The following is a 15,321-nucleotide window of genomic DNA, read 5'->3' as shown; positions in this document are numbered from 1 at the left end:
CATGAGCGAGGTCGTGGGCAGCCACGATCTGCTGCTGGTCACCCTGGACACCCTGCGGCACGACGTCGCCGTCGAGCTGGCGGCCGCCGGGCGCATCCCCAACCTCGCCCGGCACCTGCCCGGGGGCGGCTGGGAGGAGCGGCATGCTCCGGGCAGCTTCACCTACGCCTCGCACCAGGCGATGTTCGCCGGGTTCCTGCCGACGCCGGCGTCCCCGGGGCCGCATCCGCGGCTGTTCGCGGCACGGTTCGCGGGCAGTGAGACCACGGCGGACGGCACGTTCGTGTTCGACACGCCGGATCTGGTGTCGGGGCTGGCCGCCGAGGGCTACCGCACGGTGTGCGTCGGCGGGGTCGGCTTCTTCAACCGCCAGGGGCCGCTCGGCTCGGTGCTGCCCGGGATGTTCCAGGAGAGCCACTGGGAGCCGGGGTTCGGGGTCGCCTCGCCCACCTCGTTCGAGGAGCAGGTGGCGAGGGCGGAGGAGGTCGTCGCGGCGCTCCCCCGGGAGCAGCGGCTGTTCCTCTTCGTCAACGTGTCCGCACTGCATCAGCCGAACTGGTTCCATCTGCCCGGGGCGACGCGCGAGGCGGGCGACTCCCGCGCCACGCACGCGGCCGCCCTGGAGTACGTCGACCGGCACATCGGCCGGCTCTTCACCGCCGCGAGCAGCCGGCGGCGGTGCTTCGCCGTCGTCTGCTCCGACCACGGCACCGCCTACGGCGACGACGGCTACACCGGTCACCGGCTCGGCCACCCGGCCGTCTGGACCGTCCCGTACGCGCACTTCTTCCTCGAACCACCCGCACCGCTCGAACCGGGGGCCACTCGATGACCATCACCGTCGCCACGGAAGCGGCCGCCGCCGGGCTCCCCGCCGTACGGCCGTACGAGAGCTACGTCTACGCCTATCCGCACAAGACGGCCTACCGGCCGCTGGAGGACCGCCCGTCGCTGCGGTCGCTGTGGGCGGCGGAGCCCAAGGACGCGCTCTCCCTCTATACGCACATACCGTTCTGCGAGGTCCGCTGCGGCTTCTGCAACCTCTTCACCCGGATCGGCGCGCCCGACGAGCTGACGACGCGCTACCTGGACGCGCTGGAGAGACAGGCCGTGGCCGCCCGGGACGCGCTGGGCGACGAGGCGTCGGTGCGGTTCGCCGCGGTGGCGTTCGGCGGCGGCACACCGACGTTCCTGACCGCCGGGGAGCTGGAGCGGCTCTGCGACATCGCGGAGAAGCGGATGGGCGCCGAACTCCGCTCGGTGCCGCTGTCGGTGGAGACGTCCCCGTCCACGGCGACGGCCGACCGGCTGGCGGTGCTGGCCGACCGGGGCACGACGAGGATCAGCATCGGTGTGCAGAGTTTCGTGGACGAGGAGGCGCGGGCGGCGGTCCGGCCGCAGCGCCGCGCCGATGTGGAGGCGGCGCTCGGCCGCATCCGCGAGGCCGAGATCCCGCTGCTGAACATCGACCTGATCTACGGCATCGACGGCCAGACCGAGCGCAGTTGGCTCGCCTCGCTGGACGCGGCGCTGGCCTGGCGGCCGGAGGAGCTGTATCTGTATCCGCTGTACGTCCGCCCGCTCACCGGTCTGCACCGGCTCGGCGCGGCGGCCGGGTCGGAGGCCGGCGCGGAGGCGGAGGCCCTGGAGCAGACGGCCTGGGACGAGCAGCGGCTGCGGCTGTACGCGGTGGGGCGGGACCACCTGCTGGAGCACGGCTACGAGCAGGTGTCGATGCGCATGTTCCGGCGGGCCGACGCCCCTCGGGAGCAGGAGGGCCCCGGGGACTACGCCTGTCAGACCGACGGCATGATCGGCCTGGGCTGCGGGGCCCGTTCGTACACGGGCGCCCTGCACTACTCCTTCGACTACGCGGTGGACATGCGGGAGATCCGGTCGATCATCGACCGCTTCACCGCTGCGGAGGACTTCTCGCGGGCCGAGGCCGGCCGGTACGTCGACGTGGACGAGGCGCGACGGCGGCACCTGCTGCAGTCGCTGCTCCAGGCGGCGGGGATGCCGGTCGCGGACTACCGGGCGCGGTTCGGGACGGACCCGGTCGCGGACTTCCCGGCCGAGCTGGCGGGGTTCGCCGCCCGGGGCTGGCTGGACACGTCGGCGCCGGACGGTCTGCTGCGGCTGTCCCCCTCGGGCCTCGCCCACTCCGACGCGCTGGGTCCCACGCTGTTCTCCCCCGGGGTGCGGGCCGCGATGGCCGCGTACGAGCGGAAGTGACCGGGCCGTGGACCTGACCCTTCTCTACCGGGGGCCACTGGCCTCCTGCGACTACGACTGTCCGTACTGCCCGTTCGCGAAGCGGCGGGACAGCCAGGCACAGCTCACGGCGGACCGGGCGGCGCTGGAGCGGTTCACCGGCTGGGCGGCCGCGCAGACCGGCGACCGGCTGTCCGTGCTGTTCACCCCCTGGGGCGAAGGGCTGGTGCGCTCCTGGTACCGGCGGGCGCTGACGGAGCTGTCGCATCTGCCGCACATCGGCCGGGTGGCGATCCAGACCAATCTGAGCTGCCGCACCGGCTGGCTGGCGGACGCCGATCCGGAGCGGCTCGCGCTCTGGTGCACCTACCACCCGGGGCAGACTCCGTACGAGCGGTTCCTCGGCCGGTGCCGTGAGCTGTCAGCTCTCGGCGTCCGCTACAGCGTCGGGGTGGTGGGCTTCGACGCGCATCTGGAGGAGGCGCGTCGGCTGCGGTCGGCGCTGCCGCGGGACATCTATCTCTGGGTGAACGCGGCGGAGGGGCACACCTACACCGACGACGAGGCGGCGCGGTGGACGGAGCTGGACCCGCTGTTCCCCTACAGCCGTGATCCGCACCTTTCGGCGGGGCTGCCGTGCCGGACGGGCGAGTCGGTGATCTCGGTGGACGGCGACGGCACGGTGCGGCGCTGTCACTTCGTCAAGGCGGAGCTGGGCAATCTCTACGACGGCAGCTACCGCCGGGCGCTCGGCCCGCGGGCCTGCCCGCTCGCCGTGTGCGACTGCCACATCGGTTACGTGCATCTGGAGACGCTGCCGTTGTACGACGTGTTCGCCGGCGGTGTCCTGGAGCGGATACCGGCCGGTTCCGGTGCGGCCGGTTCCGGAGCGCACGCGCCGGACGGGCTCGTGGTGCCGGGCCCGTCCCGGCGTGCGCTTCCCCTCCTGGAGTCCTGACCGCTGCGGCCGCTACAGCGGCAGCAGGTCGGGGCGCTTGGCCTCGACGTGGTCGCCGGAGGACTCTCCGCGCAGCCGTCGTCCGATCCACGGCACCAGGTAGTCGCGGGCCCACTGGATGTTGTCGCGCCGTGCGTCGATCGGCCGGCGCTGAGCCTGCGGCGGCCAGGGCTGGTCGGGGTCGGCGGGCACGTCGTGGCCGAGGACCTGGGCGGCGCGCAGCGCGACGCGGGTGTGGCCCTCCGGTGAGAGGTGCAGCCGGTCGCTGTCCCACGCGCGCCGGTCCTGGACGGAGCGGAGCGACCACAGGTCGAGCACGGGGCAGTGGTAGCGGTCGGCGATGGCCCGCAGATGGACGTTGTACGTGGCGATCTTGCCGCGCATGTGGCGCAGCACCGGGACGCCCCGGGTGTCGAAGCCGGTGGTGACCATGACCGTGCCGACGGAGTTGCTCAGGTCGGCGACCGCCCGCTCGAAGCGCTCGGCGAGATCGTCCGGATCGGTGCCGGGCCGGATGATGTCGTTGCCGCCCGCACAGAAGCTGACCAGGTCGGGGGCCAGTTCCTTGGCGCGTGGGATCTGCTCCTCGACGATCTGGTCGAGGAGTCGTCCTCGTACGGCGAGATTGGCGTAGCGGAAGTCCCCGTGCGGGGAGTCCTCGGGGTCGGCCGCCGCGTCGGGGGCCGGGAGCCGGTCGGCGAGGAGGACCGCGAAGCGGTCCGCCCAGCCGACGAAGGTCCCGTCGGGGCCCGGGTCGCCGACGCCCTCGGTGAAACTGTCGCCAATCGCCGCGTACGACCCGATGATGTGCTGCTGGTTGTTTCTCGAATCGTCTGCCACAAGCACGTATCATGCATCGTCCGATGTGACCTACGCGACCGTAATACAGGGTTGACGGGTGGTGAGATAGACCACCCGGTCAGTTTTTGGTAAAGCCGGAATAAAGAGAGGGCGGTGCGCCCTCGCGCACCGCCCCTCGGGTACTTCTCGCTGCCGCTCGGCTCAGACGGAGACGCCGTGCTGACGCAGGTACGCGATCGGGTCGACGTCCGAGCCGTAGCCCGGACCGGTGCGGACCTCGAAGTGCAGGTGCGGGCCGGTGGAGTTGCCGGTGGAGCCGGAGAGGCCGATCTGCTGGCCGCCGGTGACGGTCTGGCCGACGGAGACGTTGAGCGAGGACTGGTGGGCGTACTGGGAGTACATGCCGTCCTCGTGCTGGATGACGACCTCGTTGCCGTACGAACCGCTCCAGCCGGCCGAGACCACGGTGCCCGGTCCGATGGAGAGGACGGGGGTGCCGGAGGCGGCCCGGAAGTCCGAGCCGGTGTGGTAGCCGCTGGACCAGCTGGCGCCGGAAGCGCGGTACTGGGTGGTGACGTTGGCACTGGCCAGCGGGGCCGACCAGCCGGAGCCGGTGGCTTCGGAGGAGCCGGCCGGAGCCGGGTCGCCGGAGCCCTCGGAGTCGTCGGCGGAGACGGTGTCCGCCTTCGGGGCCTTCTTCGGGGCGGCCTTCGGGGCCGGTTCGACCTTCTTCGGGGCGGCCTCGGGAGCCGCGGACTTCTCGGCCGGGGCGGAGCCCTTGGCGCCGAGGGTCAGCTTCATCCCCGGGTGGATCAGGCTGGGGTTCTCGCCGACGGTCGAGCGGTTGTCCTCGTACAGCTTCTCCCATCCGCCCTTGAGCCGGTGCTCCGCCGCGATCTTCGAGAGGTAGTCGCCGGAGACGACGGAGTACGTCTTCGGAGCGGCCTTCGACGTGGCGGGAGCGGTCGCCGGTGCGGTGTGCGCGGCGACGACCGAGGCGGCGGCGGGCTTCGAGGCCGGAGCGGCCTGGTCCGCGGCGTTCGCCGCGGTGGCGCCGATCAACGGGAGGGCGAGTACGGCCCCGCCGGCCCCGGCGGCGAGGACGCCGCGGGAGATCGGGCCGGACTTCGGACGGCGGTGCTTACCCTGTGCGGGCATGGGGAAGTTCCTCTCCGGCGCCTGCGAGGTGAGCTGTCGGGTTCGGGCTGGAGATGCCCGGTCGCGTTGCGGCGACTTCACCCCGAGCCGGTCCGGATCTCTCCGGATCGGCGGCTTACCTGGTTCCCCCGCTCCTGCCACGCGTGAGTGGGTTGGGTACGAATTCCGGGCGGCGGCAGGATTAGGCGGTCCGTCCGGATTGACGGTGACCGTAAACCGGTCAGGACGAGTGGAACAAGCCATCGGTTGCCCACCGGAATCATCGATTCGATATCGCTCCGGATTTCCGGTCACACTCCGTGGATTGCGGATCTTGGGTTTCCGTACGGACAACGGGAATCCCCCGGCGCGGCCTCGCCACGGTCCGTCACGGATATGATCCCGCTCACCTCGCGAATCCCATCTCACCCATTAGCGGGGCATGTTCTGCGAAATACACCAATACGGACACGCCGTGAGCGCCACCCCTGACGCCCGGTCAGCCCGGCCTCCCGGTTCCCCGTGCTGGCGTGCGTGACCGTGATGATTTTCTGTCGAATCGATGTCGTATCGTCACGGGAGCGCCCTCGCCGGCGAGCCGCGCCGGCGCCAGAGACCCCAGGAGCCCCCGTGACGCAGCAGGTGCCGCAGGTCCCGCCGACAGAGACCGTGCTGACCGGAGTCCGCAACTTCCGCGACGTGGGCGGGCTGCCCACGACGGACGGGCGGCGCACCGCCTTCGGGCGGCTCTACCGCAGCGGCCATCTGGCGCACGCCACCGCCGAGGACGCGGCGTTCCTCGCCGGGCTCGGGCTGCACACGGTCTTCGACTTCCGCAATTCCGCCGATCACCTGCTCGACGGGTACGACATCGAACTCGACGGCGTCCGGAATGTCAGCATTCCCCTCACGGACCCGGCCGACGGCGCGGAGTTCTGGCGGCTGGTGCGCGACGGGAGCATCGAACAGCTGCGCTCCATCCTGGCGGGCGACCAGGGCAGCGAGCGGATGATCCGCATGTACCGCTCGACGATCCTGGACCGCACCGCCGAGCACAGCCGGGTGCTGCACGCGCTGGCCGATGACAGCGTCCCGGCCCTGATGCACTGCGCCGCCGGCAAGGACCGGGCCGGCCTCTCGATCGCGGTCACCCTCCTGGCGGTCGGCGTCGAGCCGGAGGCGATCGAGGAGGACTACCTCAAGTCCAACGACCTCCACCGCCGGTACAAGGTCAAGCGCGCCGACACCTCGGAGGCGGGAATGTCCTCCGAGGTGATGGAGCTGCTGAACCCGCTGTTCGGAGCGGAGTCCGCCTATCTCGCGGCGGCGTTCGCGGCCATCGAGGAGAACTGGGGAACGACCGACCGCTATCTGGCCGAGGGGCTGAAGGTGTCCCCCGAGACCCGGCAGCGGCTGCGCGAACGCCTGCTCGACCAGGGCTGACCCGGTCGGCGGTCCGCCCGGAGGGGTTCGGTCACTTGCTCCCGGCCACCACGAAGAGCAGGTAGAGGAAGCCCGCGATGATGTGGCCCGCCACGAGATACGCGAAGAGCCGGATGATGACGCCGCGCGGCATCCGCTTCTCCTGCGGGTCCTCGTTCGCGCGGCGGCCGGGGCCCAGCGGGTCATAGTGTTCGGAATCGGACATGACGGTCCTCTCTGTCGGCCTCACGGCCGGTGGAGCGAAGGATGGAGTCGGCGGGGACGGCCGGTCAGCGCGCGTGGAGGGCGTTGCCGAGGCACAGCTCGGCGGCGGGACTCTGCAGCAGGGAGTGGACGAAGAGCAGCTCCGCGCCACAGCGGTCGACGGCCGCGATCCGGTGCGGGGTGAGCGAGTCGAAGTGGGCGCTGTCGCCGGGTTCGAGGTCGTGGACGGTGTCGCCGAGCGCGATCCGCAGCCGCCCCTCCAGGACGTACAGCCACTCCTCGCCGGGGTGGACCCGGACCAGGTCGCCCTGGGCCCCGTAGGGAACACGCACCCGCAGCGCCTGCATCGCGCGGCCGGATCCGCCGGCCTGCCGGTACATCCAGCCGTCGGCCTCGGTCCCCTCGAAACCGCCGCCGCGGACGATCGCGTCCCGTTCGGGCGGCTGCTCGCCGAGCAGCTCGGAGACCGTCGTACCGTAGATCCGGGCGAGCCCCAGCAGCATCGGCAGCGAGGGCTGCCTGCGGCCGGTCTCCAGGCGCGAGAGATGGGCCGGGGAGAGCCCCGCCCGGCGCGCGGCGGTCTCCAGCGTGAGACTGCGGTCACGGCGCAGGTCGCGCAGGCGGGGTGCGACGCCGGGGAGCTCGTCCGGCACCCCTTCGTCCGGAGGCTTCATGCCTCCATTGGGCCAGGATCTTTCCTCTGAGGCAAATAAATTGCCTCAGAGGCAAAGTCCCGTCCAGGGCCGGTCAGCGGTTGGCGACGGCCTGCTTGACCAGCGTCCGGCCGAAGTCCCACATCAGTCCGCCGCCGCTGTGCGCGTCGTCCATGACGGCGGTGAACGCCGCCACGAAGCGCTCCACCTCGGCGTCCCCGATGATCAGCGGCGGGATCAGCTTGATCACTTCCAGATGGTCGCCGGACACCTGGGTCAGGATTCGGTGCTTCTGAAGCAGCGGCACGACGACCATCTGCGCGAAGAGCCCCTTGCGGGCCGCCTGGAGCATGGTCCAGCGGCTGCGGAGGCGCAGCGAGGAGGGCCGGCCGAACTCGATGCCGATCATCAGTCCGCGCCCCCGGACCTCGTGCAGCAGCTCGTAGCGGTCGACCAGGGCGGCCAGCCGCTCGCGCAGCAGGTCACCGGTGCGCCGGGCGTTCGCGACGGTCTCCTCGTCCTCCATCACCGTCAGGACGGCGAGACCGGCCGCCATCGCCTGGGCGTTGGAGCCGAAGCTCGCGGAGTGGACGAGGACCCGGTCCATCGAGGAGTAGACCTTGCGGAAGATCCAGTCCTTGCCGAGGGTCGCGCCGACGGGCACATAGCCGCCGGAGAGCGCCTTGGCGACGCACACCAGATCGGGCTCCACGCCCTCCTCGTGCTGGTAGGCGTAGAAGCCCCCGGTCCGGCCCAGACCGGTCTGCACCTCGTCGGCGATCAGGAGCGCCTTGTGCCGGTGCAGCAGCTCCTGGGCCTGCCGCAGGTAGCCGGGCGGTGCGGCGTGCACTCCCTTGCCCTGGATCGGCTCGACGACCAGGGCCGCGACATCGCCCCGCTTCAGCTCGCGGCGCAGCGCGTCCAGGTCGCCGAGCGGGACCGCCGTGTCCGGCAGCAGCGGGGCGAAGCCGTCACGGAAGCCACTCTCCCCGTTGACCGACAGGGACCCCGTGGTCAGGCCGTGGAAGGCGTGGTCGCAGTAGAGAATCCGGGGCTTGCCGGTGGCGTAGCGGGCGAATTTCAGCGCCGTCTCGACCGCTTCCGTGCCGCTGTTCCCGAAGAAGACCCGGTCCAGGTGCGGGCTGTGGGCGAGGAGTTTCTCGGCGAGCAGCCCGGGCAGCGGCTGGCAGTCGAAGCGGGTGAGGTCGGCGAGCTGGGCGTCCAGGACGTCGTGCAGGGCCCGGCGGACGACGGGGTGGTGCCGGCCCAGGCCCATGACGCCGAACCCGGCGAGCATGTCGAGGTAGTCGTCGCCCTCAGCGTCCCAGAAGTACGCGCCCTCGGCCCGCTCGTAGACCTTGTCGAAGCCGAGGGTGTGCAGCATCCGCGGCAGCTGGTGGTTGAGGTGGCGCGCGTGCAGGTCGTACCGCTCGGCCCCGCGCTCGGCGAGGAGCCGCGCCAGGTCGAAGCCCTTGGATCCGCCGTCCGTCATCGCCCGCTCGTCTCCTTCGGGATGTGTTGCCGCCAAGGGGTCCGGCCGCCCCGGGAGACCCGTGGCGGCCGGCCGCGCTGTGGACCCGTCGGTCACCGCCTCACCGGTTGCCGCTGATGGTCTCCCGCGCCGCGCGCAGGGACTCCTTGAGGGACCCCATGGTGGCCAGCACCGCCGTGGGCTCGTAACCGCAGTGCGCCATGCAGTTGGCGCAGCGCGGGTCCTTGCCGCGGCCGTACTTCTCCCAGTCGGTCTCCTCGATGAGCTGACGGTACGTCGGCACGTAGCCGTCGCTCATCAGGTAGCAGGGGCGCTGCCAGCCGAACAGCGAGTAGTTCGGGATCGCCCACGCGGTGCACGGGAAGTCCGCCTTGCCCTCCAGGAAGTCCAGGAAGAGCGGCGAGTGGTTGAGCCGCCAGCGGCCCCGGTTGCCGCCCGCGAACGCCTTCTTGAACAGCTCCCGGGTCTGCTCGACACCGAGGAAGTGCTCCTGGTCGGGGGCCTTCTCGTACGCGTAGGCGGGAGAGATCATCATCTCGTCGACGTGCAGGTCGTCGTTGAGGTAGTCGAGGACCTCGATGATGGTCTGGGGGGTGTCGGTGTTGAAGAAGGTGGAGTTGGTGGTGACGCGGAAGCCGCGCCGCTTGGCCTCCTTCATCGCGGCGACGGCCTCGTCGAAGACGCCTTCCTTGGCGACCGACTCGTCGTGCCGCTCGCGCAGTCCGTCGATGTGCACGGCGAAGGCGAAGTACGGGGAGGGGGTGAACTTTTCGAGCTTCTTGCGCATCAGCATCGCGTTGGTGCAGAGGAAGACGTATTTCTTCTTCGCGACGAGCTGACGCACGATCTCGTCGATCTGCGGGTGCATCAGCGGTTCGCCGCCGGCGATGGACACCATGGGGGCGCCGGATTCGAGCACCGCGCCCACCGCCTGGGCGACCGGCATGCGCTGCTTCAGTACGCCCGCCGGGTGCTGGATCTTCCCGCAGCCCTCACAGGCGAGGTTGCAGGCGAACAACGGCTCCAGCTCGACGATCAGCGGGAACTTCTCACGCTTGCGGAGCTTCTGTTCGAAGAGATACGTCGCAACCTTGATGGACTGACGGAGCGGCATGGCCATCTGGATCACCTCCTGGGGAGCAGTAAAGACCGGTGCCATTCATAGAACGCCGGAAGGACGGAACGAAGAACGCGGAACGCCGATATTCCACCGCGTACGGTGCCGATGCGGACGAGCTCATGCTCCGGAGCGTCCACGACCACCCGGACGGCCGCAACCGGGCGCGGCCCGTGGCACAGGGCGGTGCGCAGGGTCGCGGCGGACTCCATGTCCACCGCGATGGCCCCGCCGGCTCGCAGCGCGGCCCGCTCGGAGCCCCGTACGACGTGGTCGGAGCCGGTCAGCGGGCCGGTGTGGACGCGGCGGCCGGGGACGGCCCTGGTGAGTGCGGCGACCAGGACGCCGGTGCCCGTGCAGGGGGTGGTGCCGTCCGCGTCCCGGGTCTCCTCGGCGACGACCAGGTCCCCGGGGTGCATTCCCGGCGCGAGGCCGGCGCAGAAGCCCGAGGCGATCACCGCCGCGTCGGGGACCCCGCCGGGGCCCAGGAGCCGCGCCACCGCCGCCTCCGCCGCCCGGGGGCCCATCCCGGTGCGCAGCACCCGGACGGGGCCCGGGGCGCCCCTGCCGCTGCGCAGGGCCACCTGCTCGATGCCGAGGGCGCAGGCGACCAGCAGCGGCGTCACGGGGCTCCCGGGCCCTCGTGGATCGCCCATCAGGCCCCCTCGGAGGTGTCCGTGCGGCCGGCGAAGGGGTCGCCGTGCACGTAGCGCCCGAGTGCGGTGAGGGGGAAGACCTGGCGGTAGAGGTGGTAGTTGATGGAGAAGTCCCAGGGGAAGCCGGTGCCGGTGAAGTACGGCTCGTCCCAGGAGCCGTCGGCCTGCTGTGTCTCGGTCAGCCAGGTGACGCCGCGGGCGACCGGGCGGGTGTCGCGCCGGCCCGCGGCGAGGAGGGCGAGCAGCGCCCAGGCGGTCTGGGAGGCCGTGGACTCGCCGTGCCCGATCCACTTCTCCTCCTGGTAGGAGCGCAGGTCCTCGCCCCAGCCTCCGTCGTCGTTCTGGACGGACTCCAGCCAGGAGACGGCCCGGCGGATCGCGGGGTGTCCGGCGGGCAGTCCGGCGGCGATCAGGGCGGGCACCACGGACCCGGTGCCGTAGACGTAGTTGACGCCCCAGCGGCCGAACCAGGCCCCGCGCTCCTCCTGTTCGGCGAGCAGCCACTCGATGCCCTCGCGTGTACGGGGGTGGTCGGCGAGGCCCTCGACGGCGAGCATCTCCACGACATGGCCGGTGACGTCGGCCGACGGCGGGTCGATGACCTCGCCGAAGTCGCAGAAGGGCAGGCGGTTGGGAAAGGGGCTGGTGTTGTCGGCGTCGAACGCGCCCCAGGCGCCGTTGCGGGACTGCATCCCGAGGTTCCAGCGGACGCCGCGGTCGATGGCCGCCTGCATCCGTGCGGGGTCGGGGTGCCGCACCCGGCGCAGCGCCAGGACGACTTCGGCGGTGTCGTCGATGTCCGGGTAGTTGTCGTTGTGGAACTCGAACGCCCAGCCGCCGGGGGCCAGTTCGGGTTTGCGTACCGACCAGTCGCCGGGTCTGGTGATCTCCTCGGCCAGCATCCAGTCGGCGGCCTTCACCAGGGCGGGGTGGTCGGGCCTGAGCCCGGCGTCGGCCAGCGCGATGGTGGCGAGGCAGGTGTCCCAGACGGGCGACTGGCAGGCTTCGACCATGCGGGCGCCGTCCTCGCGCCGGACGGCGAACCGGTCGAGCGAGGCCAGACCCGCCTTCATCACGGGGTGGTCGAGGTCGTAGCCGAGCAGGTGCAGGGCGATGATGGAGTAGACGGCGGGCGGCTGGATCCCGCCCCAGCAGCCGTCGTTCTCCTGACGCTCGATGATCCAGCGGGCGGCCAGGTTCATCGCGACGCGGCGCAGCGGGCGCGGAGCGACCTTGTGGTACAGGTGCAGCCCCTTGTCGAGGCGCTGGAAGAGTCCGTCCCAACTGGTGGGCGGAGCAAGCTTCCTGGCCGGGTTGGGCCGCTCGGGGTCGGTGTGCAGCTCGTCCAGGGCGAAGGGCGCCGGGCGCACCGGGCGTTTGGCGGAGACGACGGTGAGCGGCACGATGGTCTGCCGGGCCCAGCAGCCGAAGTCGTAGATGTTGAGCGGGACCCACTTGGGGAAGAACATCAATTCGGGCGGCAGTTCGGGGAGGTCGTCCCATTTCCACCAGCCGAAGAGGGCCAGCCAGATGCGGGTGAAGACGCGCGCGGCCGCGATGCCGCCCTGCTCCCTGATCCAGCCGGAGGCGCGGGCCATGTGCGGCTCGTCGGGGCGGTCCCCCGCCAGCCGCAGGGCGACGTACGCCTCGATCGTGGCGGAGAGGTCGCCCGGCCCGCCGTAGAAGGTGTTCCAGGTGCCGTCGCCGAGCTGTTCACCGCGGATGAAGAGGGCGGCCGCCCGGGTGGTCCCGCGGTCCTGGATGCCGAGGAACTGACGCAGGAGCAGGTCCTCGGCGTCCATCGTGACGTTGGTGGCCAGGTCGCCCTTCCACCAGCCCTGCTCGTCCTGTCTGCCGAGGAGGTGCTCCACAGAGCGTTCCGCGGCCCGCCGCGCGGCGACGGTCACGTCGTCCACGGCGGTGGTCGTGTCGGTCGGATCGCCGGCCGGTACCCGGGGGAGGTTCACGGCCCCGGGGCTTCCGTCGGTCGTCGCTGTCATGAGCTTCCCCTTCGTGCAGTCGATTCTCTGCTGTGCTGGGGTCTCCGTCGGCCGGCGCCGGTGAGGGCGCCGGCCGGCGACTGCGAGTCATATGCGAAGAGTGGTCATCTCTTGCGTACCACCACGAAGTCGGCGAGCGCGATGAGCTGCTCCCGCACCCGGTGGGGCATGTCGACGGCGTGCAGCGCCTCGATGGCGACCGCGTGCTGACGACGGGCTTCCTGGGCGGTCCACTCGCGGCCGCCCGCCTCCTCGATGAGTGCCGCGCGGGCGGCGAACTCCTCCTCGGAGAAGCTGTCGAAGTCGTTGCTCTTGGCGTCGGCGGCGAGCAGTTCGCCCAGCCGCGCGGAAGCCTCGCCGCCCGCGGCGAGCGCCGCGACTACGGGCAGGGACTTCTTGCGCTGGCGCAGGTCGCTCCAGGTCTGCTTGCCGGTGGCCTCCGGGTCGCCCCAGATGCCGAGGAGGTCGTCGACAGCCTGGAAGGCGAGGCCGAGGTGGTAGCCGTACGCCTCCAGGGTGTCGGCGGTGCGGTCGTCGGCGCCGCCGAGCACCGCACCGATGGAGACGGCGCAGGCCAGCAGGGCGCCGGTCTTGTTGCCCTCCATCTCCAGGCACTCCTCGACGGTGACCCGCTCGCGGTGCTCGTAGGAGATGTCCTGGGCCTGCCCGTCGATGAGCTTGCGGGTGGCGGTGGTCAGCCGGCGGGCCGCGCGGCCCGCCTCGACCGTGCCGAGTTCCAGCAGCAGGTCGTAGGCCAGCGCGAAGAGCGCGTCACCGACCAGGATCGCCTGGGCGGGCCCGTGCGCCTTCCACACGGTGTCGCGGTGGCGGCGCTGCTCGTCGCCGTCCATCAGGTCGTCGTGCAGCAGCGAGAAGTTGTGCACGAGTTCGACGGCCACCGCGCCGGGGATGCCGGCCTCGGCGGGGGCGCCCGCCGCCTCCGCGGACAGCAGGGCGAGCGCGGGGCGCACGGCCTTGCCGCCGTCTCCGTCCGAGGGGCGCCCCTCGGCGTCGATCCAGCCGAAGTGGTAGGCGGCGACGGTGTCCATGGGCGGCGCGAGCCGGCCCACGGCAGCCCGCAGGACCGGCGCTGACAGGGCTCGTCCGCGCTCCAGAAGCGCGGTGACGTCCGCGGTGTCCGCCACGGTGTCGAAAGCCGGATTCGCCGGGGTCACAGACTCTCCTCTTGTTCCGGTGGTACTGCTCATGCCGCCTCCTGCAGCGGATGTCCATGGGGGCGGCCGAGGTCCTGGAGCGCCGCGTCGGCGGCGTCGGCGCCACTGCGCACGGCGCCCTCCATCGTCGCGGGCCAGCCCGTGTCGGTCCAGGCCCCCGCCAGTTGGAGGCCGGGCAGCCGGGTGCGGGGGCCGGGGCGCAGCCGCCCGACGCCCGGGGAGGGCGCGAAGGTGGCGGTGCGTTCCCGGGTGACGAAGAAGTCGCGGATGCCGGCGCCGCGGGCGGCGGGGAGCAGCCGTTCCAGCTCGGGCAGGTAGCGGGAGCGCAGTTCGGCGACCGGGAGGTCGATCTCGTCCTGGGCGGCCGACTGCGAGACGGCCACGTACTGCCCGGGGCCCTTCAGGCCCGAGGAGTGGGTGCGGTCGAAGACCCACTGGACCGGGGAGCCGATCGCGGCGAAGAACGGCCGGCGCAGGACCTTGCGGTCGTAGACGACGTGCACGTTGAGGATGGGTGCGCAGGCGATGTCGAGCAGCAGGTCCGGTTCGTCCAGCGCGCCCTCGGGCAGCAGGTCGTGGGTCTCGGTCTGCGGCACGGCCAGCACGACGGTGTCGGCGGTGATCCGCTCCCCCGCCGTCTCGATACTCCAGCGGCCGTCCTCGGTACGCGTCAGGGAACCGGCCTTGGCGCGCAGTTCGGTGCGCACCCCGGCGGTGTCCAGCGCCTTGCGGGCGAGCGTGTCGTGCAGCTCGCCGAGCGGCACGGAGGCCCAGCCGATGTCGGCCGCTCCGGGCTCGGAGAGCAGGCCGGTCTTGAAGACCTTCGCCGCGAGCGCCATGGAGGCGTTCGGGGCGGTGGCGTTCAGCGTGGCGACGCCGACGAGGTCCCAGAGCGCCTCGACGGCGCGTTCCGACTGGCCGTGCCGCCGCAGCCAGGTGCCGAAGTCGACGCGGTCGAGCTCCGGGTCCGCGGGATCGAGCCGGGCGAGTGCGAGAGCGGCGCGGCCCACGCTCGCCTTCTCGGCGAGGGAGAGGTGCGGGTAGGCCGCGAGGCCGCCGGCGAGGTGCAGCGGTACGGGCAGTCCGGTGCGCCGCAGCCGCCCCAGGCGGGGTCCCGCGGCCCGGCCGACGTCCAGTACGGGCACGTCGAGGCGGTCCTGGACGGGTGCCAGGTGGGCGGCGTCGATCCGGTCGAGGAACCAGCGGTAGCCGGTGCAGCAACGCAGGTAGACGTGCTGTCCGTTGTCGACGGTGAGATCGCCGCGCTGGAAGGAGAAAGCCAGGCCGCCGAGGCGGGGACGCCCTTCCAGGAGGGTCACGTCGAGGCCGGCGTCGGCGAGGCGGAGCGCCGCCGTGACGCCGGCGAGGCCGCCGCCGACGACGACCGCGACGGGGCTCGGGCTCTCGTCGCTCATGCGTGCCCCTCTCGCCGGATGGTGGCCGTTCGCCGGGCCCTCGCCATGGAGATCGT

At 71.8% G+C, this 15,321-nt stretch carries 14 protein-coding genes and 1 riboswitch; of the genes, 4 read left to right on the top strand and 10 right to left on the bottom strand.

Annotation, left to right across the window (positions count from 1 at the left end; genetic code table 11):
* Position 1 precedes the first annotated feature (1 nt).
* The 3 genes from ACIQMU_RS08600 to ACIQMU_RS08590 are packed head-to-tail and all read left to right on the top strand — an operon-like array spanning position 2 to position 3,172.
* Entirely contained in the window at positions 2 to 832 is an 831-nt protein-coding gene (locus ACIQMU_RS08600) for an STM4013/SEN3800 family hydrolase (protein WP_352239007.1), read from the top strand.
* Positions 829 to 2,235 carry an STM4012 family radical SAM protein gene (locus ACIQMU_RS08595; RefSeq protein ID WP_402688505.1) on the top strand — a complete coding sequence of 469 codons (1,407 nt, stop codon included), beginning with the start codon at positions 829 to 831 and terminating at the stop codon, positions 2,233 to 2,235. The genes ACIQMU_RS08600 and ACIQMU_RS08595 overlap by 4 nt, the downstream gene beginning before the upstream one ends.
* 7 nt (positions 2,236 to 2,242) lie before the next feature.
* A complete protein-coding gene (locus ACIQMU_RS08590) occupies positions 2,243 to 3,172 on the top strand; it encodes an STM4011 family radical SAM protein (RefSeq protein WP_402688504.1) in 930 nt (309 codons plus the stop codon).
* A gap of 12 nt (positions 3,173 to 3,184) precedes the next feature.
* Here the strand turns inward: ACIQMU_RS08590 and ACIQMU_RS08585 are convergent, their stop codons facing one another.
* Together ACIQMU_RS08585 and ACIQMU_RS08580 are read right to left on the bottom strand one after the other, a co-directional pair.
* Positions 3,185 to 4,012 (bottom strand): SGNH/GDSL hydrolase family protein, encoded by an 828-nt coding sequence (locus tag ACIQMU_RS08585; protein WP_352238792.1) that lies wholly within the window; start codon positions 4,010 to 4,012, stop codon positions 3,185 to 3,187.
* 162 nt (positions 4,013 to 4,174) lie between these two features.
* On the bottom strand, positions 4,175 to 5,131 hold the full coding sequence (locus ACIQMU_RS08580) for a peptidoglycan DD-metalloendopeptidase family protein (protein ID WP_402688503.1): 957 nt from the start codon (positions 5,129 to 5,131) through the stop codon (positions 4,175 to 4,177).
* 5 nt (positions 5,132 to 5,136) lie between these two features.
* Positions 5,137 to 5,295: riboswitch (cyclic di-AMP (ydaO/yuaA leader) on the bottom strand.
* Positions 5,296 to 5,740: 445 nt separating this feature from the next.
* Between ACIQMU_RS08580 and ACIQMU_RS08575 the strand changes: the two genes are divergently transcribed.
* Complete coding sequence (locus tag ACIQMU_RS08575; RefSeq protein ID WP_402688502.1) at positions 5,741 to 6,553, top strand: tyrosine-protein phosphatase; 813 nt, start codon at positions 5,741 to 5,743, stop codon at positions 6,551 to 6,553.
* Between the two features lie 31 nt (positions 6,554 to 6,584).
* Here the strand turns inward: ACIQMU_RS08575 and ACIQMU_RS08570 are convergent, their stop codons facing one another.
* From ACIQMU_RS08570 to hpnE, 8 genes are all read right to left on the bottom strand, one after another.
* On the bottom strand, positions 6,585 to 6,758 hold the full coding sequence (locus ACIQMU_RS08570) for a DUF6126 family protein (protein ID WP_352238795.1): 174 nt from the start codon (positions 6,756 to 6,758) through the stop codon (positions 6,585 to 6,587).
* Between the two features lie 64 nt (positions 6,759 to 6,822).
* Entirely contained in the window at positions 6,823 to 7,431 is a 609-nt protein-coding gene (locus tag ACIQMU_RS08565) for a helix-turn-helix domain-containing protein (RefSeq protein WP_402688501.1), read from the bottom strand.
* Between the two features lie 73 nt (positions 7,432 to 7,504).
* Positions 7,505 to 8,902, bottom strand: coding sequence for an aspartate aminotransferase family protein (locus ACIQMU_RS08560; RefSeq protein ID WP_402688500.1), 1,398 nt, complete (start codon positions 8,900 to 8,902; stop codon positions 7,505 to 7,507).
* Between the two features lie 100 nt (positions 8,903 to 9,002).
* Positions 9,003 to 10,022 (bottom strand): adenosyl-hopene transferase HpnH, encoded by a 1,020-nt coding sequence (gene hpnH / locus ACIQMU_RS08555; protein WP_352238798.1) that lies wholly within the window; start codon positions 10,020 to 10,022, stop codon positions 9,003 to 9,005.
* 5 nt (positions 10,023 to 10,027) lie between these two features.
* Complete coding sequence (locus ACIQMU_RS08550) at positions 10,028 to 10,675, bottom strand: 1-hydroxy-2-methyl-2-butenyl 4-diphosphate reductase (protein ID WP_352238799.1); 648 nt, start codon at positions 10,673 to 10,675, stop codon at positions 10,028 to 10,030.
* Positions 10,675 to 12,675, bottom strand: coding sequence for a squalene--hopene cyclase (gene shc, locus ACIQMU_RS08545; RefSeq protein ID WP_402688499.1), 2,001 nt, complete (start codon positions 12,673 to 12,675; stop codon positions 10,675 to 10,677). The genes ACIQMU_RS08550 and shc overlap by 1 nt, the downstream gene beginning before the upstream one ends.
* A 104-nt stretch (positions 12,676 to 12,779) precedes the next feature.
* On the bottom strand, positions 12,780 to 13,883 hold the full coding sequence (locus ACIQMU_RS08540; RefSeq protein WP_402688498.1) for a polyprenyl synthetase family protein: 1,104 nt from the start codon (positions 13,881 to 13,883) through the stop codon (positions 12,780 to 12,782).
* A complete protein-coding gene (hpnE, locus tag ACIQMU_RS08535; protein ID WP_352238802.1) occupies positions 13,880 to 15,265 on the bottom strand; it encodes a hydroxysqualene dehydroxylase HpnE in 1,386 nt (461 codons plus the stop codon). The genes ACIQMU_RS08540 and hpnE overlap by 4 nt, the downstream gene beginning before the upstream one ends.
* Positions 15,266 to 15,321 lie beyond the last annotated feature (56 nt).

Source organism: Streptomyces sp. NPDC091649 (assembly GCF_044756785.1).
Taxonomy (GTDB): Bacteria; Actinomycetota; Actinomycetes; order Streptomycetales; family Streptomycetaceae; genus Streptomyces.
The sequence above is the reverse complement of the archived record's forward strand: the minus strand, read 5'-3'. Positions and strand labels throughout refer to the sequence as shown.

Bases quoted from the DNA above. Each gene is read 5' to 3' on its own strand.
- ACIQMU_RS08600 (WP_352239007.1), top strand. From the start codon at position 2: ATGAGCGAGGTCGTGGGCAGCCACGATCTGCTGCTGGTCACCCTGGAC.
- ACIQMU_RS08595 (WP_402688505.1), top strand. From the start codon at position 829: ATGACCATCACCGTCGCCACGGAAGCGGCCGCCGCCGGGCTCCCCGCC.
- ACIQMU_RS08580 (WP_402688503.1), bottom strand. From the start codon at position 5,131: ATGCCCGCACAGGGTAAGCACCGCCGTCCGAAGTCCGGCCCGATCTCC.
- ACIQMU_RS08570 (WP_352238795.1), bottom strand. From the start codon at position 6,758: ATGTCCGATTCCGAACACTATGACCCGCTGGGCCCCGGCCGCCGCGCG.
- ACIQMU_RS08565 (WP_402688501.1), bottom strand. From the start codon at position 7,431: ATGAAGCCTCCGGACGAAGGGGTGCCGGACGAGCTCCCCGGCGTCGCA.
- ACIQMU_RS08560 (WP_402688500.1), bottom strand. From the start codon at position 8,902: ATGACGGACGGCGGATCCAAGGGCTTCGACCTGGCGCGGCTCCTCGCC.
- hpnH (WP_352238798.1), bottom strand. From the start codon at position 10,022: ATGGCCATGCCGCTCCGTCAGTCCATCAAGGTTGCGACGTATCTCTTC.
- ACIQMU_RS08550 (WP_352238799.1), bottom strand. From the start codon at position 10,675: ATGGGCGATCCACGAGGGCCCGGGAGCCCCGTGACGCCGCTGCTGGTC.
- shc (WP_402688499.1), bottom strand. From the start codon at position 12,675: ATGACAGCGACGACCGACGGAAGCCCCGGGGCCGTGAACCTCCCCCGG.
- ACIQMU_RS08540 (WP_402688498.1), bottom strand. From the start codon at position 13,883: ATGAGCAGTACCACCGGAACAAGAGGAGAGTCTGTGACCCCGGCGAAT.
- hpnE (WP_352238802.1), bottom strand. From the start codon at position 15,265: ATGAGCGACGAGAGCCCGAGCCCCGTCGCGGTCGTCGTCGGCGGCGGC.